We start from the raw sequence: 24,246 nt of genomic DNA on the forward strand, positions 1-24,246 counted from the left end.
CCTCCTTCGGAGGGATGCGGCGATGACGTGCGGGCCGGCGTCGGCCGCCTCAGCGGACGGGCCGGTGGTGGCCGAGGGTCAGCAGGGCGTCGTGGAAGGGCTGGTAGAGCAGCCGGGCCAGTGCCGGGTCGGCCGGGTCGGGGAAGGCGTCCGGATCGGCATCGGGGGCGAAGTACGGTGACAGGACCGACCGCAGGGCCCGCAGCAGACCGTCCGCGGCCGGGGCGGCGGCGCCCGAAGCCGTAGGAGCGAGGGACCGCGCGAGCCGGGGAGCGAAGGCCGCGTCGACGAACACGACCCTGGCGGGTACTCCGCCGCGTACCAGGCGGCCGATGACCTGCCACATGGTGACCAGTTGGTCCCATGCGAACGCGCGCTTCTCCCAGGGGGACAGCCGGGAGTAGATATAGCGCCGCGACAGCAGCCGGCGCCACTCCTGACGGCCCGCGAACCTCAGATCGCGGCCCGCCTGGTCCAGTGTGGTGGCCTGGGCGACCAGTTCGGTGAAGGTGGCGGGACCCGGGAGGTCGTCGGCGCGCGGCCGGTCACGGACGAAGCGGCTGATCCAGTCGTTGACGGCGAAGACCGACAAGGACAGCTCGTCGGGCCGGGGATGCGGGCGGGCGAGGAAGAGCGCGGTGCCAAAAGCGGCGTTGCGCTGGACGTTGAGGATGTTGTGGCCGCGTTCGACCGCCAGCAGCGGGGCGACCAGCACTTCCGCGGCCGGATCCTCGGCGAACAGTGCCAGATCGCCACGACGCAGGGTGGACGAGGTGGTCCCGCCCTCCGCGACGCCCGTACCGTGCAGGGCCTGGTCGAGGTCGGCGTCGTCCGGTACGAGCACCCGGACCCGGCCCTGCCACCGCTCCTCGGCGTCCAGGGTGTCGGCGACGGCATAGGCCTCCCGGTAGCTGCCCACCAGCAGCAGGGCCCGCTTGCGGTGGTCGTCGGCGACCTTGGCCAGTTCCAGGTCGAGAGGGCTGTCGCAGCCGCCGGGGCCGGGCCGGCCCAGCTTCGCGGCGATCGCACGCGCCTGGGTGGTCCGGGCCTTGGGGGCCGTCCCGGACAGGCTCATCGGCCTGCCCTCCTCGTCGTAGAGGAAGTGGGTGTCGAAACGGGTGCGGGCCACCGCTTCGAGCGACCGGGCGGACGGTTTCAGCACCGCCCCCACCGGGGCGAGCACGTGGGCCCGGGTGGACTCGCCGGCCCAGCTGGTTCCCGACATCAGCACCACGTGGGGTCCCGGCCGGCCGGCCGCGCGGTCCGCGCCCAGCTCCGGGAGGGAGAGGAGGAGTTCACGTCCCACGCCGGCACAGCGGAAGAAGCGCAGGGTTCCGCTGGTGCGGCCGACCTCGTCACGCTCCCGGTCATCGGGGAGGTACTGGAAACCGAGGACGTTGCCCATGGGCGCCTCCGGGATCAGCGGCGCGTAGTCCAGGGGGGCACGGCGGGCCAGTTCCTTGCCCTGGGTACCGAGGCGCAGCGCGGCCTCCACGTGCGGCCACAGGTGGGTGAGGCGGTCCAGACGCTGGTGCAGGGCGGACAGGAGCAGGGTGAACTCCAGGCGGCGGCAGGTCAGGTCGAGCCATTTCTCGTACGCCTTCCCGGCCGGCACCCGGCCACCGTCCGCGACCGGGGTCTCCCGCAGCATCTCGCCGAGAAGCCCGCGGACCCGGTCCCGGGTGCGGAGGGCGGACAGGCCGTGCAGGAGGTCCTGGGCGGTTTCGACCATGGTGTCGGTGAGCGTGCCGCGCCGCCCGCGGCCGCCGAGCGGGTCGTCGCGGAAGGCATCGAGCAGCGCGGCGAGTTCGTCCCGGCGCGGATCGCGGGGCGCGGTGGGCGCCCTGTCGGTCCCCGCGCCGTCGGTGTCGTCCTCGTACCCTTCGTACAGCTCCTGTTCGTCGGCCACCGCTTCGAGTTCGTCCGCGGTGCGGAAGGCGTCGGGGCCCGGCACTTCGTCGAACCAGTCGGCGAGGAGCTTCTCCTGGAGCGCCCACGGACTGAAGTACTCGGTGTCGACCCAGTCCCTCAGCGGCTCGTCGGAGATCAGCAGACGGTACAGCCGGTCGGCGGCGACCGTGACGACTGCCAGGGCCGCGTTCCACTGTTCGACCTGGCGGTCCGTCAGGGGAAGCCGTCCCTGGCGGGAGAGCTCCTCGATCTTGTGCGTGTGCAGCCGGTCGAGCCAGGACTCGAGACCGGGTTGGACAAGGGTGGCCGATGGGGCGAACAGTTCGTCGAATTTCATCTGCACGGAATCGGCCTCGTCGACGAAGACGATGTCGCTGCGGATGCAGGCCAGCTCCAGCTGCCGCAGCCGCTCGTCGTTGAGGTGCGAGGGCACCGCGCTCTGCACCAGGCTTGCCGGGTTGGCCACCCAGATCAGCGCGTCGACCTGCGCACGGACCGACCGGTGGCGCGGGCACTCGGCCCAGATGGGGCAGCCGTGAGGGGATCCCTTCGGTTCCTGGTCGGCGGGCGCGCTCTCGACAGTGCGGGGCGTGCCCGGTTCCCAGACGGCGGGGAGGGGATCAGGGTCCTGAGACGCCTGTCCGACGCCTCGCTCCGGGGCGTTCCGCTCCGGATACAGGGTCGTGCACGGCGCGTCGGCGTAGCGCAGCGGTCTGGCCGCCTCCGTTCCTCTGAGCGCGTCCACGACACACGCCGTACTCAGTTCGTCGAAACCCTGCGCATCGTGGTCGAGGAGGTTGTCCAGGCCACGGGAAGCGAGCCGGCGGTGGAGCCGCTGCACATGTGTCTCGCGTGTGCTGGCCCCGAGCAGCGGAACGGCGGACAATCCGAGAGCGGTGAACAGCTCGCACAGGCGCAACTGTTCGGCGGCGTCCCCCACGACGATGGTGGTGCGCAGCGGGATCTTCCGGCGGGCGGCCCACACCGCGACCAGGGTCATCAGCGTGCTCTTGCCGGCGCCCACCATGCCCGCCAGATGCAGCAGGCCGTCCAGCCGCAGCGTGTCGCCGTCGGTGAAGCCGCGCCCGTCCGCGTCCCGTGGCGCGATGCGCACGTCCGCCATGCGCGCCTCCCAGTTCCCCAGCCGTTCGATCCCCGCCTCCTGTTCGGCACTGTCCATCCATCGGGCGGTGTCGACGAGTTCGTCCCGCGTGACGGTGAGCGGCGCGGAACCCCCGGCACGCCCCACGGACAGGTCGTGTCCGGAAGGACCCTCCAGAACGAGGAGCTCGGGGATCGTGACCGACGTCGTCCGGCGCAGTTCCCGAAAACTGCTGCGGCCCGCCGGTGCCAGGGGAAGCGGCCTGCGGACGAAGTCGGGGACCTCGGCCAGGGCCTGGTCGTACACGGCGATACGACCGGCCGCCACGGTGGGCAGCAGCGGTCGGGGCGCGCTCCGCTCACGGAGGTCCGGTAGTTCATAGGCACGCAGTCGTCCGGGCACCAGGCGGTAGGCGTCGAGGGCCTGATGCCAGGCACGTCCCCGCCGGAGCGTCCACAGCATGTGGCGGGCGGCGATAAGCATCGTGTCGTGCTCGCGGGTGTGCGCCAGGCCGGCGGCACGGGCGAAGGGGTAGCCGCCCAGGAGTGTGTAGGCACCCTCGGCCGGCTCTCGCGGCGCGAGACGCTGCAGCAGACGCAGTGCAAGTTCGACCTGGCACACATGGACGGGCTTCACTCCGTCGAGCCCGGCGGGCAGCCCGTTCCACACCTGGGCCAGCTCGCGGCTCACCGGCCGGTGCCAGCTCTCACGGTCACGCACGGCGGTCTCCTTTACAGGTGCGCAGCCGTCGCTTCGCACGGGTCACGAGTTCGGTATCCGTCAGCAGCGGCAGGCCACCGGCGCTCGCGGGCCGGGCACGTTCGAAGGCCGCGACATAGTGGGGACGGGCCGCCGCCCGGTACACCGGAACCGCCCAGAACGCCTCGTCGTACGGCGGATCCTGGGGAACGGGCCGGGCCGAGCGGCCGAGGAACGTCGGGTGTGCCCAGTCCTTGACGTCGACGGCCCAGCGCCAGCCGTCGGGGAACACCACCTGGAGGTCGTAGGCGTCGTAACCGGGCCACATCCGCACCTGGAGCCCCAAGGCCAGCAGCTCACGTTCCAGATCGGCCTCGGCCCGCCCCGGTCCGGTGACGAACTGCCGCAGTGGTCTTTCCAGCTGGCTGACCGTGAGAGTTCCGTCGTAGGTGATCCGGCGGCCCGGCGGCGGCGGCCCCTGGCGACGGCAGCGGTCCCGCTCGCACCACCACTCACCCGCTCCGACCGGAGTCAGCAGGGTGAGGCACCGTCCGCAGGCCGTGTAGGCGCCGTCCCGCACATAGGACTCCGGCACGGGTTTGTAGACGCGCCGGACGAGTTCGTGCACGGGTTCCAGCACCACGTCGCCGGTCACCTCGTACATCTCGGCGGCCGTGAGGACCGGACGGTGCACGAGCAGCCCGCGGAAAGCGGTGTACGCGTCCTCCTCCCCGTACTCACGGCACAGGCGGAGGGCGGCGAGGACGACTTCGCGGTCCCGGAAGACCGCCGCCGAGTCAGGGCTCCGACCGGCCCACTCGTGGCACAGCTCGGTGGGCCTGCCCGAGATCTCGTCGAGCAGCCGGTCCCCTGGCTCCACCAGATCGGCGGGGAGACTCAGGGGCCAGTCCTCGAGCGGCACCGTCCGGCAGCGGTCGACGAGCTCCGTCAGCCCGGCGGGCGGGCGGGCGCCGCGCACCAGGCAGGCCAGCACCGTACGGTCCAGTGCTCGCTGCGCCTCAGCGGGATAGGGGAGAGTGAAGGAGTCCAGGCCGGTCTGCGCCTCCAGGGCGAGAAGCGCCGTGGCGAGCGTTCGCAGCAGCGGTACGCCGTCGTGCGCCTCCCAGTTCGCGGCCGGCACGGCACTGTGGTCGTCGATGGTCACCGGGTCTCCCCCGTGGTGTCGGCGGCTCGCCGGGAGCGTCCCACGGAACACCAGCGCGCTGCCTCGCAGTCGGAACAGTGGAAGTCCGGGGCGGGTTCGGCCGCGTAGGCCTCGTCGGCAGCCCAGCCGGTGGCGAGTTCGGCGATGACCTGCCGGGACCGGTCGAGGGTGAGGCCGTCACAGGGGTCGAGCTCCTCGAGGCGTGCTCCGTCCGGACGCAGCACTTCCAGCTCGACCCGAGAACGACGGGGGTCGCCGCCCAGCACGCCGGATGCCAGCAGAAGTACCGCCAAAGCCAGCTGGGGGAACGTCTCCACGAGGCTCCGCCGCTCCCCGAAGCGGTGTGCGGCGGTCTTCGTCTCGCGGACCACCACACCGCCGTCATCCGTATAAACCACATCGCAGGCGGCGATGACGACGACATCCGCCTGCTCGTCGTACACGGCGACGCGGCGCTGCGGCTCGACCCGCTCCGTGGCGGGCAGACCGTCCAGCGGACACAGGCCCCTGTGCGCGCGGATCATGGCACGGGCCGCGGGCGTTTCGGTCTCGTCGAGCCCCGGCAAGGTGTCGGGCAGCGGGATGTTCCGGCAGGGCACCAGCGGCCGTGCTTCATGGCATGTGTTGAGCCAGGCGTCGACCGCACGGCCGCGCCGGATCGCCTCGTTCTCCGTCCGGCCGTCACGCAGCTTGAGCACTCTGGTCAGGTGGTATCCGGCCGGACAGTCCCGGTACGCCCGCAGGTCGGAGACGGAGACACTGCGCCGTTTGCGGGGGCGGGCCGGAACCGGCACACCGAGCAGGCCGGATGCACGAGGGAGGTCCCGGCAGCCGGCGAGCGCCTCGCATCGGACACAGTCCGACCCTGGACGCCGGCCTCGGCCGTCGGCCACCTTGGCCATCGGGCCACGCACGTGCAGGTCGAACAGCCGTTGCGCCTCCTTGGCATCCCAGTCGCCGAGCACGGCGGTGGAGCCGTCACGGAGCCCGACGCCGAGAACGCGGACCCTGCTCGGTTGCGGCTGCGGTGACGCGAGGGGTTCGGAGCGCTCCAGGTAGGGCGTTCGCGCCGGGACCCCTGTGGCGAGCACGTGTGCGGCGGCGATCACCTCCTGAAGCGAACGGTCCGTCTTCACCTGTCCGAGGGACGGAATCCAGAGTTCCCGGACCGTTCCGTCCGCGGACGCGTACTGCCGCCCCCAAGCGGTGCGTTCGTACTGGTCGGCACCCCGCGCGTCGAGGGCGTTCAATTTCTTTCCGCCCACCCAGCGCGGTTGCACGGGAGAGGTGGCCGGATGTCCGCAGGCCACGCGCGCCGACTGCTCCCGGTCACGCGCGGCAAGGAAGGTGCGGGCCGCTTCCCGTGCCCATTCCGCGTGTGCGCTTGAGCAGTTGCGGACGTGCCAGTGGTTCGCGGCGGCCTCGGCGATGGTCCTGCCCTCGTGCTCCACGGCGTCCAGCAGACGATCCATCGGCTGGAACACGAAGTCCTCGACCGGCTTACGACGGGAACGCCCGGGTTGCTGGACGAGCAGGGGGCGGGCCCGCAGTGCACGCCCTTCGGGACAAGCGTCGGCTTCTTCGCGCAACAGCGGCGGACCGATCCGGATCAGGGCGCCGTCGCCGTCCACTCCTGGCGGATTCACCAGAACAGTCACGAGAGCGCCTCCTTGCGCCTCGACGAGCAGAACGTGTGCCAGAGTGACCTACGCTGTGAACTAAGTCAAATGACTTGATGCGAACTGACGTGTCACCACTATCGTTGGATCGAACCGAAATTGACCACGAAGGAGGGCAGGAGGATGGAGTCCGGGAAGGTGTTCGCCGGGAGATTCGAGATCACGGGCGGTCCGCGCAGCGGAGGGATGGGCAGCGTGTACCGGGCGCTGGACCCGACGACGGGACGGACCGTCGCCGTGAAGTTCCTGGCTCGCACCTTCTGGGAAGGACCGGCCGGCCACGGCGGCGCACGCCCCGGCGCGAACGACTTCAAGCGGTTCGAACGAGAGCGTGCGATGCACGAAAAACTGGGCGGCCAGGGGGTTCCCCGCCTCGTGGACTACGACTTCGCGTGCGGAAGGCCCTATCTCGTCACGGAGTTCGTCGAGGGGAAGAATCTCCGTGACTTCCTCGTCACCCATCGTCCTACGACGACCGCCACCGTCGCCGTCATCGTCCAGGTGCTCCGCATCCTGACGCGCGTGCACGCCGCCGGCGTCGTCCATCGCGATGTCAAGCCGCACAACATCGTTCTGGCCGACGACGGCACCGCGCATCTGGTCGACTTCGGCATCGCTCTTCCGACCGACCCCGACGCGACCCGGCACACCGAGGGCCGGACCCCCGGCAGCATCGGGTACAAAGCTCCGGAGATCATCCTCGGCGAGCGCAACCCAGGACCGGCAGCCGACGTCTACGGCGTCGGCTGCACCCTGTTCCGGCTGGTCACCGGGGAGCATGTGTTCATGATGAGCAGCCCCGACCACATGATCGAGTGGCACCACTGCGAAACCCCCGCCCCGCGCCTGGACGCCTTCGCCGGCGGACTCCCGAACGGCCTCGTCGACCTCGCCGCACGGATGCTCGACAAGGATCCCGCCGCACGTCCTACCGCCGCAGAGGCCGAAACGACCCTTCAGCCGTTCCTTCCCCGGCCTGGCGCCCCGGCCCCACGCCCGGTCCTGGTGCCGGACCCCACCGCACCGTTCAGGGCCGGGAGCACTACGACGGCCGGCGTGTCCGACACCCGAACCCGCCAGGCGGCTGCCGCCGGCCGGCGTCGGCCCACAGTTCTCCGACCGTCATCGGTCGGGCCCACCCGAGCCGGTCTGCGATCCCTGATCGCGCAGACAGAGGCCGAACTGACCGAACACGGACCGGGACCGTACGTGCAGCAGCTCGCGCGGTGCCTGCCGGACGCCCGGAACCACTGGGGCAGACGCGACCCGGATGTGCTCCGGGCACTACTCCTCCGCGCCGACGCCGCCCGCCTTTCGGGGGACTGGCCAGGCGCCGGTTCCCACTACCGCGCGGTGGCGCGCGAGATGGCGGGCGCCACCGTGGGAACGGCAGGACACGTTCTGGCTCTGGAGGCCCGGATCGGGGCGGCCGAGTGCGCGGTCCCGGAAGAGGACGACGCACGCGGTGCCCTGCGCTCCTGGGAACGCGTCGTCCTGGAGGCATGCACACTCCTGCCGGAGGTGCCCGACCGACTCGTACGCCGCTGCCGCGAGGTGGCTCAGGAACTGGCCGAGTGGGGACACACGGAGGTCGTCGAGACGCTGCTCGAAAGGCTTCCTGACAGCTGATCGGGGACGCGTTCTCCCGGTGTCACAGGTGGTGACCTGCGTCGTGTGGCACATCCTCATCCACCGGTCAGCCCGCCGCCCGCCAACAGTCCGGCGAGAACGTCCCCCAGAGCTTCGCTCACCGAACTCATCTCCGCCGCGGCATGCTGGAACTCGACCAGTTGCCGGTGGATTTCACCATGGCGCCGCTGCTCCTCCAGGGGCAATCGCAGCGCCCGCAGACGTCGCACGTCGATGCGGGACGACGCCGACGCATGCGTACCCGCGCGCCGCGCGTTCGAACGCACCCGGAGGCATGCCGCCAGGAAGAACGGGTCGAGGCGTCCGGGGTCGACACGCAATCGATGCAGATGGGGCCCCAGTACTGTGGGTGCTTTGATCTCCACCCAGGCGTCGTATCCCTGCGTGGCGCCCACAACCACCACATCGCCGAATGCGGTGATCGTGAGTTCCCCTTTCCCGTGCAGGCGCTCCACATCCTCAGGAGTCATCCACTGCTGACCGCCGTGCCCCTCACTCATGAGCAAGGGGGTGAGAGTCGGCACCGCTTCATCAGGCCGGGGACCGCGCTGAAGCAAGTCGGCGGGCAAAGGAGTTCCCGCGGCCAGAGTGACCGCACCCGTCTGCTCGAGCTCGGCCACACTCACATCGAGGCGGTCACCCGGCTCACGCATCACGGTGAGCGCGCGGAGCACCTGGCTGCTGTCACGCAACGCCAGCAATGCGGCGTCGAAATCCGTCCATGACCGGCGTAGATCCACAGCAGTGGCGGCCGCCGTGGCAGGCACGTGCCGGGCCGGCGTGAGATCGGTCTCGTCACCGAGCAGGTCCAGCACCGGAACCACGACCGTCCCCTCGGCCGCGTCACCTCTGAGTCCGGCCAGGATCCGATCGCGCACGGCGTCCCAGTCCACGGCTTGACCGCGTCCTGTAGGTGGAGTGTGGCGACAATCGGCCGTGTCCACGAACAAGGCAGAAGAAGCAGTGTGTTCCCCCGCTGGTGAACCCAACAGCCAGAGATGAAGCCCCACTCCATAAGGCTGGGCCGCGCCGGCCGGTAGCGCCACCACCATGCGGACCGCACCCGCGCGGACGAGCCCGGCCCGGATGCGCCGCCCGGCGCGACGCGAGGCGACGGCCGGCGGCAGCAGTACGACGGCCAGACCCTCCGGGCCCAGCAAGGAGAGAATGTGCTGAACCCAAGCCAATTCGGGCTCGGTCCGGGGTGGCTGCCCGAATTGCCAGCGTCGGTCGGTGGCGAGTTCGCCGTGCCCCCAGTCCCGCTCGTTGGAAGGCGGATTGCACAGAACCAGGTCCGCATCGGCTTGGGACAGAGGATCGTCTCGCAGCGTGTCGGCCGCCAGCACCTTGTGCTCTGTTTCCGGCGCTTCCAAGGCCAGCCAGGCTTCCGCCAGCCTCACGAGAACAGGGTCACGGTCATGACCGACCAGTTCGAGGCTGTCCTCACCCGCCCACCTACGAGCCGCTGCGACGAGCAGCCCTCCGGTGCCGCAAGCCGGATCGACGACAGAACGCACACGTTCTCCGGCCCGCGCCACCTGCGCGATTTCCGTCATGAGATCGGCGAGGGGCGGCGGAGTCGTGGCGATCTGTCGCACATGCGTGCCGAGCCAGCGCGTCAGGAGGAAACGAAATCCACTGCTTCCACTCTCGCCGTCCTTCCGCGCCAGGCGAAGGGCTTCCTCTGCCAGAGCCCGCTCTGGCCCTGTCACATCCGATGCGGCGTAATCCGCCGACACCACACCACCCTTGCTCAACTGCATGCCCACATGAGCGATGAGGAGTCCCATGCGGTCCCGGTCACCCAAGTCCTCGATACGAGGCCACAAACGCTCCCAGCCACTGGCGACAGTGTCGCCCTTTCCATGCCTGGTCAGCCACTCCTCGACCGAGTCGAGGGAGAACTGCGGACTGGCGTCCGTGCCGGCCACCGGGGACGGGAAGTCATCATGCCGCCGACGCCAGTTGCTGACGGCTGCACGCCCCACACCAGCGAGCCGGGCGATGCCGGCCAGTGTCACGGTCACCGACTCGTCGTGCTGGGCCATGGCGTCCTTCCGGTCTCATGGATGTCTCAATATCGCCGGGCAACGGTACGCCACAGCACTCCGTTTCGCACACATTCTCGTGAGCGACTTATTGACTGAGTTTTCACAGTACCCCGGCGGCAAGAAACGGCCACCAGACCGACGCCGACCTGCGTTCATGGGGAGGCAGCGACTGTCGTCGTCGGCGAGTCCGCCAACGTAGTCCGCGGGGCGCCTGAACCCTTTACCCGAGGTCCTCCAGGAGCAGGTCCAGTGCCGCCTCCTCGTGCAGGGCGATGCCCAACGCCTCCATGGCGGACGCCAGTTCCGGGTCCCACGCGGCCTCCACCGGCGGGCCGGTGAGGGGGAGGTGCGGGGTGCCGTGCCGCTGGACCCGGGTCGCCAGGTGTTCGTAGTCGGGGGCGCGCATGCGCCACGGGTCGGCGGCGTAGCGCCGGGTGACGCGGTTGGCGAGGGTGATGCCGGGCCAGTCGAAGTCGCCGTGGTAGGCGAAGGCGCAGCCGGACGCCGCCAGGGCGTCGAGGAGGGTGAGGACGACCGTCGTCGCGCTGCCCGAGGTGCACACCAGGGGTGCGGTGCGGGCGGTGCCGGCGGCGGCCTCGATCACGCGGGGGTTCTCGCAGACGTGGACCCGGGTGCCGGGTGGCATCGTCAGGTGGAGGGCGCGCAGGTCGCGCAGGGTCAGGTGGGTTTCCCTGTGGTGGTCGGCGCGCTCGCGCAGGGCCGTCTCCTGCCAGGTGCCGCCGGTGGGGCGCAGGCCGTAGGTGAGGACCGTGCTGGAGACCTCGTCCGGGAGGACCGAGGCCGCGCGCCACAGGGCGCGGCGGGCGGGGGCGTCGGTGGGGAACTCGGTGTCGTGCGCCAGGGCTATGCCGCGCAGGACCAGCCGGGACAGCAGGGTGCCGTCGTCCAGGCCGTGGGCGGAGCCGGTGGCGCGGGTGGCCAGTTCGCCTCGGCCCCAGGAGACGGGGGTGGGGTGCTCCGGAAAGAGGGTCGCCAGGGTGCGGATGGCCTGGGTGACGACCGTGGTCGCGGTGTGCGGGTCCTGGCGGGTGAGGGTGCCGCCGCGACGCAGGTCCTCCAGCCACCGCTCCGTCCAGGGCCGGTCCGCCAGGGAGGTGGCTTCCAGCTCCGCCCGGGCCGTCGACCAGACGCGGGCCCGTTCGGACGCCGACGCGTCGCGGAGCGCCCTGCGGTCCGTCAGGGGCGGGCCCAGCGCCTCCAGGGTCGCGGCCAGGCCCCGGCCGGCCGCGCTGGCGCGCAGGCGGGCGTCCAGGTCGGGGAGGCCCACCGTGGCGGTGGGGCCCGTGACGGGTCTGGCCAGGAGGAGGGAGAGGGCCTCGCGTTCCGGTGCGTCCAGGTGCTGGAGCCTCGTGGTGCCGGTGGGCTGGAGGCCGTTGCGTTCGAGGCGGGCGCGGGCGGCCGTCCAGAGGCGGGTGAGGCCCGGACGGGTGAGGAAGGCGAGGGTTTCCGCGTCCAGGGGGCCTTCGCCCGCGCGTCCGGGGCCGCTCATACCGGCATCAGTCTCCGCTGCCGCCCGTTCCACGTGTAGTGGAGCGTCGCCACGCCCCGTACGTGCGGGTCGCGCAGGCACTCGTAGATGTGCAGGGACGGCACGTCGGGCCAGTTGCCGATCAGGCGTTCGCTGGTGAGGACGAAGTCGAGGTCCAGGTCGACCAGGATGCGGCCGAGGCGGGCGTGCGTGGGCTCGTCGACCTTGGCGAACGCGTCGTCGAGGAGGATGAGGCGGGGGGTGTGCGGGGCGGCGTCGGCGAGGCCGGTGAAGTGCGCCGCCGCCGCGGCGAAGAGGACCAGGTAGGACAGGACCCGCTGTTCGCCCTGGCTCAGACCGGTACGGCCGGAGAGCTTGCGGCGGCTGCCCGGCGCCGCGTCGTCCACCACCCAGGGAGTGAAGGTGAACCAGTCCCGGTAGTCCAGGGCGGTGCGCAGGTGCGCCGCGTATCCGGCGGCCGGGTCGGCGCGGCGGGCGTCCTCGATGCGGCGCTGGAGGACCTCGCGGAGCCGGTCGGACTGCTCACGGGTGCGCAGGCCCGAGGGGCTGCGCAGGAGGTCGACGGCCGCCTTGACGTCCGCCTCCACGCCGTCGGCCAGTTTCCAGTCGAGGGCGACGCCCAGGCCGTGGGACGTGCGGACCGTGGCGAGGGTGGTGTTGAGGGCGGTGACCAGGGCTCCCGCGGCCAGGACCTGTGCGGACAGGTGGTCGCCCAGCTCTCCGGTCAGGAAGCGCTGGAAGACGTCGCGTTCGCGTTCCGTCAGACGGTCGCGTGCCTCGGCGGCCTCGGCCGCGATGCGTTCGCCGACCTCGGCGATGTCCCGCGGGCCCTGGTCGTCGACGAGCCGGCACAGCTTGACGCCGTCGCTCTCCTCGATGGTCGCGTCGTAGCCGCCGGAGAGCTGGTCGCGCAGGTCGGTGTGGCGGTTGAGGAGGGTGGTGTCGGAGACGTCGTGGCGTTCGGCGTCCAGGCCGCGGCGCACGGCGTCGGTCAGCAGGCCCAGGGCCGTGATGCGCTCCCGCACGCCTTGGTGGACGGGGTCCGGGGACTTCAGGGCCGCTCCCCCGTCCGCGCCGGTGTCGAGGCCCGCCCCCTTCAGTACGCCCGGCAGCGCGAGGGCCGCGCGCAGTCTCCTGCCGCGGGCCAGCGTCTCGGTCTCCTGCGCGGCGAGGGCCTCGTGCCGTTTCCGCTCGTCCTCCTCGGCCCGTACGCGCAGGTCGTGCGCGTCGTCGCGGTCCCGCCGGGCGGGCGGCAGCTGGCGTCCCACCGCGTCCAGACGGCGCTGCGCGTCGGCCTCCGCGGCGAGGATCTCCTGCTCCGTGGCGCCGAGGGCCTCCTCCAGGGCGCGGACGGTGCGGCGGGCGGCCTCCAGGCGGCCCAGGGGCTCGGCGTAGTCCGCCTCGGTCTCCCGGCGGGCCGAGGCGGCGCGCTCGTAGTCGGTGCGGCTGCCGTGGTGGTTCTCGGCCGTGGACAGGACCGCGCGGATCCGCCGCCGCAGTTGCCGCGTGCCCTGTCCGAGGCGGTCGAGGGCCAGGCGGACCGTTTCGAGTGCGGCCGGGTCCGCCGGGAGGCCCTGGGCGTTCGCCGTCGCCTCGGCCTCGCGCCGGGCGGCGACCGCGCGGGCACGCGCCTGGTGCGCCTCGCGGGCGGCGGCGGACGCCTGCGCGGCGAGGGACTCGACGGCGCGTTCGGCCTCGGCGGTACGGGCCCACGCGTCCGTCAGTCCACGGGCCGAGGGCGGCCGGCGCAGGGTGCGGTCGACCTGGTCGCGGTGGTCGGTGAGGATGCGCAGGGCGTGCCGGCGCTCCTCCAGCTCGCCCTCCACCTCGCTCAGCCTGTGGTCGATGTCCGCCAGGGTGCGGCGGCGGGTCTCCGCGCGCACCTCCGCGCCGACGTATTCGGCGGTCCGCTTGGTGTGGCGGCCGCGGGCGATGCCGAGCCGCCAGGAGCCGTCGGTGCCGATCGCGGTGTGCGGTGCGGTCCGCGCGCCGGCGGCGGGGGCGGGGGCTCCGTCCTCGGTGAGGGCCACCGTCTCCAGGAGGTGTCGCACCTGCTCCGTCGTCACCCCGCTGTCCGGTGCGGCGACGGGCCGCAGCACCCGGGCAAGCGTCGGACCGGGCACGGGTGTTCCGGGGAGCAGGAGGGTGTCCCGGGTGGCCGGGTCGAGGACCGTGCCGTCGGCGCGCACCCAGGCGTCGAGCAGACCGCTCGCCTCCAGCGCGGCCTCCAGCCCGGCCCGCGCGTCCGGTTCCAGGCCGGGGGCGAAGTCCAGCAGGCGGTACAGGGGTGCCCCGGTGCCGGGTGTGCGGGGTGCCGCGCGGTGGGGCGGGGGCGGGGGTTCGGGGTCGGTGCGGCGCTCCCACTGCTCGCGCCGGTGCCGCAGGTCGCCGCGTTCGGTGTCCAGTGCGCGGACGGTCAGGGCGAGGGTGTCGCGTTCCTCGGCCAGGTCCGCCAGCCAGGGGTCGACGGCGGATCCGGCGGTGTCGGCCACCTCGTCGGGGGTGTGGGCGGGCAGCGGGCCGTCGGCCGGGTCGTGCGTGACGAGGGCGAGGACGTCGTCCAGGGGCAGGCCGGTGAGTTTCCGCAGGTGGCCGGTCCACGTCCGGGCGGCGTCCGCGTACGCCTCCGACTCGCGCACGGTCTCCTGCCGGCGCTGTCCGGCCCGGGTGCGCGCGTGTTCCACCTGTTCCTCCAGGCGCTCCCGGGTGGCGTCGGCCTCGTCCGCCTCCCGGTGGGCCGTCTCCGACCGCCCGATGAGGGCGTCCAGTTCGGTGACGAAGCGGACGCGGTTCTTGATCAGCGGCTGTGCGGCGCCGAGCCGGGCGTCCCAGGCGTGCAGCGCGGTGACGCAGAGTTCGGTGTCGACCGCCAGCACCTCGCTGCGCCGGACCAGGTGGAAGTCGCCTCCCGGGGCGGTCAGTTCCGCCGTGGTGGCGGGTGCGACCGGGGCGACGGGGGTCGCCATGGGCTCCCCCAGGTGCGCGGGGTCCACTCCGGACCGCTCGGCCTCTCGTACCGACTCGGCGTGGTCGGTGCTCAGTTCCACCAGTTCCTCACCGAGCCGCGCGGCCTCCGCGGTGAGGCGCCGGCCCGCCTCCTCCTCGCCCAGGTGCGCCTGGCGGACGGCCTTGAAGGCGGTGTCGGCCGCGCTGTGCAGGGCGGTGACGGTGTCGCGTTTCTCCCCGAGTTCCCGCAGGCCTCGGTATCCGGCACTGGCGTGCAGGGCGGCCAGGGCCGTCCCGGCCGCGGCCGACTCGCCTTCGAGGGTCTCGATGCGGGCGTCGAGTTCCCGCTCCCGCTCGCGGAGTTCCGCCGCCTCGCGCACCGCGTCGGCGGCGGCCCCGCGGTACTCCGTCAGCCGCTCCAGGTCACCGCTCACCTCGTCGGCGCGGCGGCGCAGGGCACCGTGCAGATAGCCGCGGTAGGCGGTGAGGAAGGTGCGCAGTGCCTGGTCGGTGCGTTCGAGGCGTCCGAGGTAGGCGCGGACGGAGTCCAGGTCGTCCAGGCTGCGGGCCACCTTCTCCACGACCTCGTCGTCGAGGGCGGGCAGGGTCTCGGCGAGGATTTGGACCAGTCCGCCGGAGTCGATGCGGTCGCCGATGGTGGGGCGGCGCAGCCGGTGCAGCAGGTGGAGCAGGTTGCGGTAGCGCGCCGGGTCGGTGAGGCCGAACAGGTCGCGGGCGACCCTGGCCCGGTGCTCGACGGCGCGGTCGGTGACGTTCTCCGGGCCGAGCAGTGTCTTCAGCCGGTCGACGGGGAGGGGGTGGCCGGCGGGGGCGAGGTCGAGGTCCTCGCCGACGCGCAGGTGTGTGGTGAAGAAGAAGGGCTTCGCCGTCCTGGTCGACCGGGACGCCCGGATGGCGGCGCCGACGGTCAGGTGCCGGTCGTTCCCCTCCTCGTCCGTCCGCGCGAACTCCAGCCAGAGGTAGCCCAGCCGGTTGGTCTGGGTGAAGCCGTCGAGCATCAGCCAGGTCAGGGTGGTGCGGCCGGTTCCCGTGGCGTCCAGCGCGCGGGCGTCGCCGTCGAGGAGGTAGGGCAGCAGCATCTCCAGGGCCTTGGACTTGCCGGCGCCGTTCTTGCCGCGCAGCAGCATGCGGCCCTCGCCGAAGGTGAACTCCTGGTGGTCGTACTGCCAGACGTTCCGGATGCCCGCGCGGTGCAGTCGGTAGCGGTGCGGGGACGGCGGGCGGTTCATCGGGTCTGCTCCTTGGCGGGGTCGTCCGTCGAGGACTGGGCGGTACGTGGCCGGACGGCCACCGTGGTGGCGTAGCGGGCGGCCGCGGCGAGCAGGATCCAGCCGCCGTCGGCGCGGTCCTGGCCGCGTGCGCCCGAGACGTCGGTGACGGAGCGGCCGTCGGCCGCCGTCTCCTCGTATCCCTCGGGCACGCCGTGACCGTCCGCGCGGACGGGGCCGGCGGGCGCCATCAGGCGCATCCGGGTGAGGAGGTCGAGTACGGCGGCGAGGAATCCGTCCCGGTCCTCCAGGTGGCCGCGCTGCCAGGTGCCGCGCCTGCCGTACTCCTCGATCAGTTCGTCGAGCAGGCCGGGCAGCAGCCCGTCCGGGACGGGGACGCCGATGACGAGCCGGCCGCCGACCGCCGGATGGCCCGGGTCCTCGGGGCGCAGCCGCTCGACCAGCCGCTCCACGAGGAGCAGCGCGGCCTGGGCGACCGTGCCGGTGCCCGGGAGGTGCAGGTCGGTGAGGTCGTCGTCCGTGTCGATCAGGGCGATGCCCTCGGCGCGGATCTCGGCCTCCAGGCCGAGCAGTTCGGAGAAGGCCTGCGCCTCGCGCCGCTGCCGGGTGCGCAGCCACTCGCGCTCGGCGTCGGTGAGGTCGTCGAGATGGACGACGGGGGTTTCGACGAGGCGCCGCCGCACGTACGTGCGGGGTCCTCCGAAGCCGGGGTCGGCGGCCCGGCGGACGAGGTCGGCGCCGTCGCGGCTCCGGTTGAGCGGGCCGGCGACGACGGCCCGCGCGAGGTCGCGGTCCACGGTGAGCAGTGCCTCCCCGTCCCGTTCCTCGGCGACGGCCGTCACCTGGCCCTCGGTCTCCACCAGGACGCCCCAGTCGACGAGTTGCCGCAGGGCGGCGGCGAGGGTGCGGCGCTCGGCCTGCCGTCCGGTGTCGGTGATCTCGATTCCGGCGTCGACGGCCGCGGCGCGCAGGTCGGCGACGAGCTGGGAGAGCAGGAGCTGTTCCGGGGCGGTGACGAGGACGGACAGGGCGAGGGCCAGGTAGGCGTACGTCCGTGGGGTGAACGGCGTACCGGTCGACGGCCGTTCCAGGCGGTGGCCCGAGTCCGGGCCGAGGCCCGCCTTGAACAGCCGGGCGTAGGAGGCCTCGACCAGCAGGCGGTAGCCGAACACCTGCTGGAAGCGCTGGGCGAGCCAGTCGGCGTGGCGGCGGACCAGGGGGAACGTGTCGCTGTGCGGTCCGGTGCTGGTGACCAGGGGGTGTGCCAGCAGGAGCCGGGCGGCGGTGCGGCGTTCGGCGGCGAGGGCGACGTCGTGGGCGGAGGGCAGGGGCATCAGGCGCTCGCCTCCCTGACCTCGGGCATCGGCTCCTTCGCCGCGGGCGTCGAATCGTTCAGCGCGGGCACGGGCTCCTTCAGAGAGGGCATCGAATCCTTCAACGCGGACACCGGCTCGCTCAACGCAGGCACCGGCTCACTCAACGCGGGCACCGGCTCCCCCGTCGCCGGTGCGGAGGTGTACTCGACGGTCACGGTGAGGTCGTCCGCGGTCAGGTCGCCGTCCACGGAGCGCAGGACCGTGGACCGGCCGGGTGTGCGCCGGGCGGTCAGCCGGATGCCGAGGTCCGCGTCGTCCGCCCGCGCGCCGTCGAGCAGGACATCACCACTCTCCCGATGCAACCGGGCGTTGCCGAGCGCGGTGGTGAGCAGCTCCAGCAGCAGGCGCATGGCGGGGGCGCCGAGGCGTACCTGGTCGAACCGGCCGGACGCGCTGCGCAGTTCCTCGGCCGCCGTCTGCCGTGCCTCGGCCTGCTGCCGGGCCTGCTCCACGAGGCGGCGCTTCTGCTCTCCGTGGTCCTCGGCCGCCGCCGCGCGTCCGCGCGGTGATCTGCTGCCCCGCTCGCGCAGCGCCACCGGGACGTCCACCACGGGCCCGGTCCACCAGCTCACATAGGCGGGTACGGAACGGTCGGGGTCGGGCGCGACTCCCAGGTGCCGTGCGCCGTAGAGCCCGAAGGCGGCGACCGCCAGGTCGTGGGCCTCCTCCGGTTCCGCGGCGTCGAACCAGGCCGCGAGCCGCAGCAGGTCCTTGCGGCGGGACATCTCGCCGGAGGCCGAGCGCAGCATCCGCTTGGCGTTGGCGAGCAGCGACCGCAGGGCGCGCAGGGTGGCGTCCCGCAGCTGGTCCACCTGGCTGGGGTGTGCTCCGGTGGCGGTGAACCACTCCCGCATGCCCTCCCAGTCCGCCAGGTCCCGGCCGCGGCTGCGCTGCACGCGGGTCTCGGGCAGTCCGTCGGCGGGTGCTCCGATGCCCGCCGTGTGCGCGTCGATGCGGTCGAGCAGCGCCGGCAGGTGCGGCCGGACGGCGTCCAGGTGGGCCGCGATGCGCGGGGCCCGGAAGGAGACGTCCTCGGTGATGGCCTCCACGTAGTCGAGCAGCAGTTCCTTGAAGCCCTGGTACTCGGCGGAGTCGAGGTCGTAGCGCGCCAGCACCTGGCCCAGGTAGGCGTAGAAGTCGCGGACGGAGTCGGCGAAGCCGGTGAACTGCACGAAGAGGGTGCTGATCCGCTCCAGTGCCTGCTGCGGGTCCGCGCCGCCCGGCGCCGCGGCCAGGGCGGCGAGCTCGCGCAGACCGCGGTCGACCAGCGCCAGCAGCTCGCTGCTCACCTCGCGGGCCGCGTCCGCCCCGGCCAGTACCTCGTCCGCGTCGCGCTGCACCCGCTCCCCCAGCTTGGAGAGCTGGTAGCGGGAGCGGGAGCGCTGGTACTCGGAGATGCTCGTCGCCCGGACGGTGTGGGTGCTGCGCAGCAGGTTGCCCCAGCGCACGAGCTCCTCGAGCCTGCGGGTGAGCGTCTCCGCGTCCAGTCCCGCCCCCGGGCCGCCGCGCTCGGCCAGCCTGGTGAGCAGGTCGGGCACGGACAGGTCCGCCAGCAGCGTGCCGCAGAACACGCGCATCACCGCGACGTACTCCAGGCGCTCGGGCGCGCTGAGGTAGGCGTAGGCGCTCAGCCGCTGCCAGGCCTCCGCGTCCGTTTCCTGCCCCCGCGGTGCGTTTCTCTCTTTCCCCTCCACACCGTCGAGACTACGGACCGCCACTGACAGCGCACAGCGGGGTGGGGGAGAACCGACCGGTCGGGCATCTTGTTCGATCACGTACGGACAGGAAGGACGGCCGGCCGGGTTCCGGAGCGGGTCCGGGTCACGGCTCCTGGGTGAAGGACGCGTGGAAGCGGCGGGTGTGGTCCACCTGGCGTTCGGGGCCGGTCAGGGTGACCGTCGCCGTCAGGCGCGCGTCGGTGCTCGAGGCGGCGAGGCGGAGTTCCAGGTCACCGGGTTCGACGATCCGGCGGCCGTCGCGGCCGGTGAAGGAGGCCACGTCGGCCGGGACCGTGACGCGGACCCGGCGGGACTCGCCCGGCTCCAGCTCCACCCGGGTGTAGCCGACGAGCCGCTGCACCGGCTGGACGACGGAGGCGACCGGGTCGTGCAGGTAGAGCTGGACGACCTCGGTGCCGGGGCGTTCGCCGGTGTTGCGGACCGTGAGGGCGAGACCGAACTCGCCGTCCGTGCCCGCCTCCCGCGCGTCCACCGCGAGGTCGCTCCAGGTGAAACTCGTGTACGTCAGACCGTGGCCGAAGCCGAACGCCGGGGTCGGGTCGATGTTGGACACCTCGCTGACCTGGGCGAGCCGGGCACCGAGGTAGGTGGTCGGCTGGGAGCCCGGTCCGCGCGGCACGCCGACCGGGAGCCGTCCGGAGGGGTTCGTGCGGCCGCTGAGCACACCGGCGATGGCGTGGGTGCCCGCGACTCCGGGGAAGAAGGACTGCACGATCGCCGCGGACTCGGCGACGGCGCGGCCGAGCGCGTACGGCCGGCCGGCGAGCAGGACGGTCACCACCGGCGTGCCGGAGTCGAGCAGCGCGTCGAGCAGGTGCTGCTGGGCGCCGGGCAGGGCGAGGGACTCCGCGTCGCAGCCCTCGCCGCTGGTGCCGCGGCCGAACAGGCCCGCACGGTCGCCGAGGACGGCGATGACGATGTCCGCCTCCTCGGCCGCGTCCACCGCCTCGCCGATGCCGGAGAGGTCCCCGTCGTCGACGCCGGTACCGCGGACGGTCGTGATCTCCGCGTCGGGGAACTCGGCGGCCAGGGTCTCCCGCAGGGTGGGCAGGTCGATGCCGACCGGGACGTCCGGGTGCTGCACGCCCACGTGCTGGGGGAAGGAGTAGCAGCCCAGTACGGCGGTGCCCTCGGCCGCGTTGGGGCCGACCAGGGCGATGCGGCGGGGCGCGGCGAGCGGCAGGGTGCCGTCGTTGGTGAGCAGGACGACCGCCTTCTCGGCGATCTCGCGGGCCAGCTCCCGGTTCTCGGGCCGGTCCAGGTCGATCCGGCGGGCGCGGTCGATGAGCGTCTCGGGGACGCGGCCGTCGGTGACGGCCTCGACGAGCGGCGCGCCGAACGTCTTGACGGTGGGCAGTTCGACGTCGACGCCCGCCTTGAGCGCGGCGCCCGCGGCGTCGGCGAAGTCGGCGGCGACGCCGTGCAGGGTCTTGAGGAAGGCGATGCCGAAGTAGTCGGCGACGACCGTGCCGTCGAAACCCCACGTGTCGCGGAGCAGCCCGGTGAGCAGGTCCTCGTCGGCCGCGGAGGGGACGCCGTCGGTGTCCGTGTAGGAGTGCATCACGGAGCGGACGCCGCCCTCGTGGATCGCCATCTCGAACGGCGGCAGCAGCACGTCGGCGCGCTCCCGCGGCCCCACGGAGACGGGGGCCAGGTTGCGTCCGGCTCGGGAGACCGAGTAGCCGACGAAGTGCTTGAGGGTGGCGACGATCCCGGCGGACTCCAGGCCCTGGACGTAGGCGGTGCCGATGGTGCCGACGAGGTACGGGTCCTCGCCGATGGTCTCCTCCACCCGGCCCCAGCGGGCGTCGGTGCCGAAGGGGCGGGTGAGCTGGCCCAGTCCGGCGGGCAGGAGCGCGTCGAGGTCGACGGCCTCCTCCATGTCGTGCTGGTGCGGGGCCACTTCGCCGCCGTTGGCGGACGCGCCGACCCACACGCCGTACAGCTGGGCGATCTTCTCCTGAAGGGTCATCGCGCCGATCAGCGCGTCGACCCTCGCGGCGACGGGGTGGGCGGGGTCGTTCCAGAGGGGGATTTCGGGGGTGGTCTCTACGGCCACGTCGGCAGTCACTTTCCTCCGACGCCCATCAGACCCTGGACCAGGGCACGACGGGCGAACAGATAGACGAGCAGGATGGGCACCATGGACAGCACCACGGCTCCCAGCAGACCGGGGATGTCGATGCCGTGCGCGGTCTGGAAGTTGTACAGGCCCAGGGTGACCACCTTGGTGGAGTCCGACTGGGTCAGGACGAGCGGGAACAGGAAGCCGTTCCACGCCTGGAGCGCGGAGAAGACCACGATCGTGGACAGTCCGCCCCGCGACAGCGGCAGGACGAGCTGGAAGAACATGCGCCGCGGGGTGGCGCCGTCCATGGCCATGGCCTCGTACAGCTCCGGGGAGATGTCACGCATCGCGCCGCTGAGGATCAGCGCCGACATCGGCAGGCAGAACGCGGCCGTGGGCAGGATGACGCCCAGCAGGTTGTCGTACAGCCCGGCTTCGCTGATCAGGTAGAACATCGGCACGATGACGGCCTGGGCCGGGATGGCGAGGCCGAGCAGGAACAGCCGGAAGACCGCCGACGTGGCCCGGCCGCGGCTGCGGACGATCGCGTAGGCGAGCGGCGGGACCAGCAGCAGCACGATGCCGATCACACAGGCGGTGACGACGAGCGTGTTGAGGAAGTACTGGCCGAAACCGGAGTCGAAGGCACCGGTGTAGTTGTCCAGGGTGAAGCTGTCCGGGAAGGAGACCGGGCCGTTCTCGGCGTAGTCCTGGCGGGTGCGCAGGGTCGCGGCCAGCATCACGTACAGCGGCAGGCCGACCAGGAACAGCCAGAAGAGCGAGCCGACGCCGGCCACGTAGTTCGGTCGGCGCCTCATGACACACCCTCCATGGAGCTGCGCATCTTGTCGTAGCCGGAGACCCGGACGACGATCAGCGAGATGATCGTGGACGCGACGACCAGGGCCAGGGCGATCGCGGAACCGGTGCCGTAGTCGAAGCTCTTGAACGCCTTGTCGTACATGTAGTAGGCGCTGATGGTGGTGTCGGTGCCGGGGCCGCCCTGGGTCAGGATGAGGACCGTCTCGAAGGTGGTCAGGCCGCCGACGATCATCAGGATCATCGAGGTGATCATCGAGTTGCGCAGCTGCGGCAGCGTGATGTGGAAGAACTGCCGGTAGCGGCCCGCCCCGTCGATCTCCGCGGCCTGGTAGAGCACCTGGGGGATCGCGCGGGCGGCGCCCTGGTAGATCAGGGTGTGGAACGGGGTGAACTGCCAGGTGCTGACGAACGCCAGCACCCCGATGGCGGTGGCCTGTTCACCGAACAGGTTGCCGTCGCCGAAGAGCCAGCCGGCCTCGGCAGGGATGCCGAAGTTCGGGTCGAGCAGCGCCCGCCACAGCACGGAGACGGCCGTCGCGGACAGCAGCAGCGGGATGAAGTAGATGACGGAGAGCACGGCCCGGTTGCGCTGGTGGCCGGCGGCCCAGACACCGAGCAGGATGCTCAACGGCGTCTGGAGGACCACGCCGAGCACGGTCAGCAGCAGGGTCAGCCAGATGCTCTTGAGCATCACCGGGTCGTCCATCAGGCGCGACCAGTTGTCCATGCCGACGAACTCGGGCGAGCTGAGCCCGTCCCAGGTCATGAGGGACAGGACCGCCACCATGATCAGCGGGACGATCGCGAAGAGGGTGAAGAACACTGCGGCGGGCAGCGCCCAGGCGGAGCCGGGGCGGCCCACCTTCGTCGCGGACGGGGCGGGCGGCCGCCGCCGGGCCCCCTTGCGGGGGCCGGCGGCGGGCCGGGCGCTCTTGATCTGTGTGGTCATGAGCCGTTCGTCACTCGGTGGGGAGGGCCTGCATGGCCTTGATGAAGCCGTCCGTGTCGAGCTGTCCGTTGAAGAACTGCTGGACGGCCTTGTGCAGGTCCGAGCTGGCCTTCTGCGGGTACGCCTGGTCCCAGGAGAGCTGGAACGACGGGGCGTCGGCGACCAGGTCGTACTGGAAGCGCGAGTACTCGGGGGAGCCCGCGCTCTCGATGAACTTGTCGGTGTTGGTGGTGGTCGGCAGGTTGCCGATCTCCAGGTGCGACTTGACGAAGTCGTCGGAGTACATGAGCTTCAGGAACTCGGCGACGGCCTCGGGGTGCTTCGTCTTCTTCATCACCGAGTAGTAGTTGTTGGTGTTGCCGGCGACGTTCTTCGGGTCGCCCTTGCCGCCCGCGACGGCCGGGAAGGCGCTGTAGCCGAGGTCCTTCTCGGCGAAGTCCTTGTGGTCCGTGAGCTGCTGGGAGTAGTACCAGGAACCCATCAGCTCGAAGCCGGCCTTGCCCGAGGCGACGAGCTGGACCGAGCCGCCGTTGGTGTACTTGACGGAGTCGTAGTTCTTGCCGAAGGCGCCGGCGTCGACGAGCTCCCTGATCATGTCCAGGGCCTTCTTCGCGTCCGGGCTCTCCCAGGCGCTCTTGTCGCCCTCGACGGCCTTCGCGAACAGCTCCGGACCGGCGATGCGGTCGAAGAGGTACTGGAACCACATCTGCGTCGGCCAGATGTCGCCGCCGCCGAGCGAGATCGGCGTGACGCCCTCGTCCTTGAGCTTCTCCACCGCGTCGAGCAGCTCGTCCCAGGTCTTCGGCGGCTGGACGCCCGCCTTCTTCAGGACCGCCTTGTTGTGGAAGAGCAGGACCGGCTGGGTGCCGCGCATCGGGACGCCGTACGGCTTGCCGTCCACGACGGCGTTGTTGAAGACGGACGGCAGGAACTTGTTCTCCAGGTCCGGGTTCTTCTTGATGAAGTCGTCGAGCGGCATCAGCAGACCGGCCTTGACGAACGGCTTGATGCTGCCGCCGCCCCAGTTGAAGAAGACGTCCGGGGCCTGCGGGGTGCTGATGATCGTCTGCAGCTTCTGCTGGTAGTCCGCACCGGGGATGGTGTCGAGGACGACCTTGACGTCGGACGTCTTGTTGAACGTGTCGACGAGCTGCTTCTCGACCTTGTTGCTGGCGTCCCCGTAGACCAGGACATGGATCTTGCCGTCGTCCGCCGACGCCCCGCCGTTCCCGTCGCCGCAGGCCGAGAGGCTCAGTGCGAGGGTGAGCGTCGCACCGCAGGCGACCAGTCTGGGCAAGCGCGCACGTGTCTTCATCGTTCGCCTTTCGA

General features: G+C 71.9%; 13 protein-coding genes. 1 reads left to right on the forward strand and 12 read right to left on the reverse strand.

The features are described from left to right. Window positions 1–49: 49 nt before the first annotated feature. The 3 genes from IH50_RS0128095 to IH50_RS0128105 are packed head-to-tail and all read right to left on the reverse strand — an operon-like array spanning window position 50 to window position 6,535. Window positions 50–3,733 carry a hypothetical protein gene (locus IH50_RS0128095; RefSeq protein WP_030868170.1) on the reverse strand — a complete coding sequence of 1,228 codons (3,684 nt, stop codon included), beginning with the start codon at window positions 3,731–3,733 and terminating at the stop codon, window positions 50–52. Continuing rightward, window positions 3,726–4,877, reverse strand: a complete 1,152-nt coding sequence (locus IH50_RS0128100; RefSeq protein WP_030868173.1) for a hypothetical protein — start codon at window positions 4,875–4,877, stop codon at window positions 3,726–3,728. Before IH50_RS0128100 ends, IH50_RS0128095 begins: the two co-directional genes overlap by 8 nt. After that, complete coding sequence (locus tag IH50_RS0128105; protein ID WP_063759510.1) at window positions 4,874–6,535, reverse strand: PD-(D/E)XK nuclease family protein; 1,662 nt, start codon at window positions 6,533–6,535, stop codon at window positions 4,874–4,876. Before IH50_RS0128105 ends, IH50_RS0128100 begins: the two co-directional genes overlap by 4 nt. Window positions 6,536–6,679: 144 nt before the next feature. On the opposite strand from IH50_RS0128105, the gene IH50_RS0128110 reads away from it, so the two are divergent. Further along, a complete protein-coding gene (locus IH50_RS0128110; RefSeq protein WP_030868178.1) occupies window positions 6,680–8,185 on the forward strand; it encodes a serine/threonine-protein kinase in 1,506 nt (501 codons plus the stop codon). A 56-nt stretch (window positions 8,186–8,241) separates the two neighbouring features. Here IH50_RS0128110 and IH50_RS0128115 read toward each other — a convergent pair whose 3' ends face one another. The 9 genes from IH50_RS0128115 to IH50_RS0128155 all read right to left on the reverse strand — a co-directional run bounded on the left by IH50_RS0128115 (window position 8,242) and on the right by IH50_RS0128155 (window position 24,232). Next, window positions 8,242–10,254: an HsdM family class I SAM-dependent methyltransferase gene (locus IH50_RS0128115; RefSeq protein ID WP_030868180.1), complete on the reverse strand. Its 2,013-nt coding sequence runs from the start codon at window positions 10,252–10,254 to the stop codon at window positions 8,242–8,244. Window positions 10,255–10,477: 223 nt separating this feature from the next. Continuing rightward, on the reverse strand, window positions 10,478–11,767 hold the full coding sequence (locus IH50_RS0128120) for a TIGR02679 family protein (RefSeq protein ID WP_030868183.1): 1,290 nt from the start codon (window positions 11,765–11,767) through the stop codon (window positions 10,478–10,480). Next, complete coding sequence (locus IH50_RS0128125) at window positions 11,764–15,963, reverse strand: TIGR02680 family protein (RefSeq protein WP_030868188.1); 4,200 nt, start codon at window positions 15,961–15,963, stop codon at window positions 11,764–11,766. Before IH50_RS0128125 ends, IH50_RS0128120 begins: the two co-directional genes overlap by 4 nt. After that, a complete protein-coding gene (locus tag IH50_RS0128130; protein WP_030868192.1) occupies window positions 15,960–17,297 on the reverse strand; it encodes a TIGR02678 family protein in 1,338 nt (445 codons plus the stop codon). The genes IH50_RS0128125 and IH50_RS0128130 overlap by 4 nt, the downstream gene beginning before the upstream one ends. Continuing rightward, window positions 17,297–19,033: a TIGR02677 family protein gene (locus IH50_RS0128135; protein WP_234328250.1), complete on the reverse strand. Its 1,737-nt coding sequence runs from the start codon at window positions 19,031–19,033 to the stop codon at window positions 17,297–17,299. The genes IH50_RS0128130 and IH50_RS0128135 overlap by 1 nt, the downstream gene beginning before the upstream one ends. A gap of 127 nt (window positions 19,034–19,160) precedes the next feature. Then, on the reverse strand, window positions 19,161–21,149 hold the full coding sequence (locus tag IH50_RS0128140) for a glycoside hydrolase family 3 C-terminal domain-containing protein (protein ID WP_030868195.1): 1,989 nt from the start codon (window positions 21,147–21,149) through the stop codon (window positions 19,161–19,163). After that, on the reverse strand, window positions 21,146–21,964 hold the full coding sequence (locus IH50_RS0128145) for a carbohydrate ABC transporter permease (protein WP_030868196.1): 819 nt from the start codon (window positions 21,962–21,964) through the stop codon (window positions 21,146–21,148). The genes IH50_RS0128140 and IH50_RS0128145 overlap by 4 nt, the downstream gene beginning before the upstream one ends. Beyond that, the gene (locus IH50_RS0128150) at window positions 21,961–22,917 is read right to left on the reverse strand and encodes a carbohydrate ABC transporter permease (protein WP_030868198.1); all 957 of its coding nucleotides are present in this window, start codon (window positions 22,915–22,917) and stop codon (window positions 21,961–21,963) included. The genes IH50_RS0128145 and IH50_RS0128150 overlap by 4 nt, the downstream gene beginning before the upstream one ends. 10 nt (window positions 22,918–22,927) lie before the next feature. Then, window positions 22,928–24,232, reverse strand: coding sequence for an ABC transporter substrate-binding protein (locus IH50_RS0128155; RefSeq protein WP_030868202.1), 1,305 nt, complete (start codon window positions 24,230–24,232; stop codon window positions 22,928–22,930). Window positions 24,233–24,246 lie beyond the last annotated feature (14 nt).

This window comes from Streptomyces sp. NRRL S-37 (assembly GCF_000721605.1).
Lineage (GTDB): Bacteria > Actinomycetota > Actinomycetes > Streptomycetales > Streptomycetaceae > Streptomyces.

Bases quoted from the DNA above. Each gene is read 5' to 3' on its own strand.
- IH50_RS0128115 (WP_030868180.1), bottom strand. From the start codon at position 10,254: ATGGCCCAGCACGACGAGTCGGTGACCGTGACACTGGCCGGCATCGCC.
- IH50_RS0128120 (WP_030868183.1), bottom strand. From the start codon at position 11,767: ATGAGCGGCCCCGGACGCGCGGGCGAAGGCCCCCTGGACGCGGAAACC.
- IH50_RS0128150 (WP_030868198.1), bottom strand. From the start codon at position 22,917: ATGACCACACAGATCAAGAGCGCCCGGCCCGCCGCCGGCCCCCGCAAG.
- IH50_RS0128110 (WP_030868178.1), top strand. From the start codon at position 6,680: ATGGAGTCCGGGAAGGTGTTCGCCGGGAGATTCGAGATCACGGGCGGT.
- IH50_RS0128145 (WP_030868196.1), bottom strand. From the start codon at position 21,964: ATGAGGCGCCGACCGAACTACGTGGCCGGCGTCGGCTCGCTCTTCTGG.
- IH50_RS0128125 (WP_030868188.1), bottom strand. From the start codon at position 15,963: ATGAACCGCCCGCCGTCCCCGCACCGCTACCGACTGCACCGCGCGGGC.
- IH50_RS0128155 (WP_030868202.1), bottom strand. From the start codon at position 24,232: ATGAAGACACGTGCGCGCTTGCCCAGACTGGTCGCCTGCGGTGCGACG.
- IH50_RS0128130 (WP_030868192.1), bottom strand. From the start codon at position 17,297: ATGCCCCTGCCCTCCGCCCACGACGTCGCCCTCGCCGCCGAACGCCGC.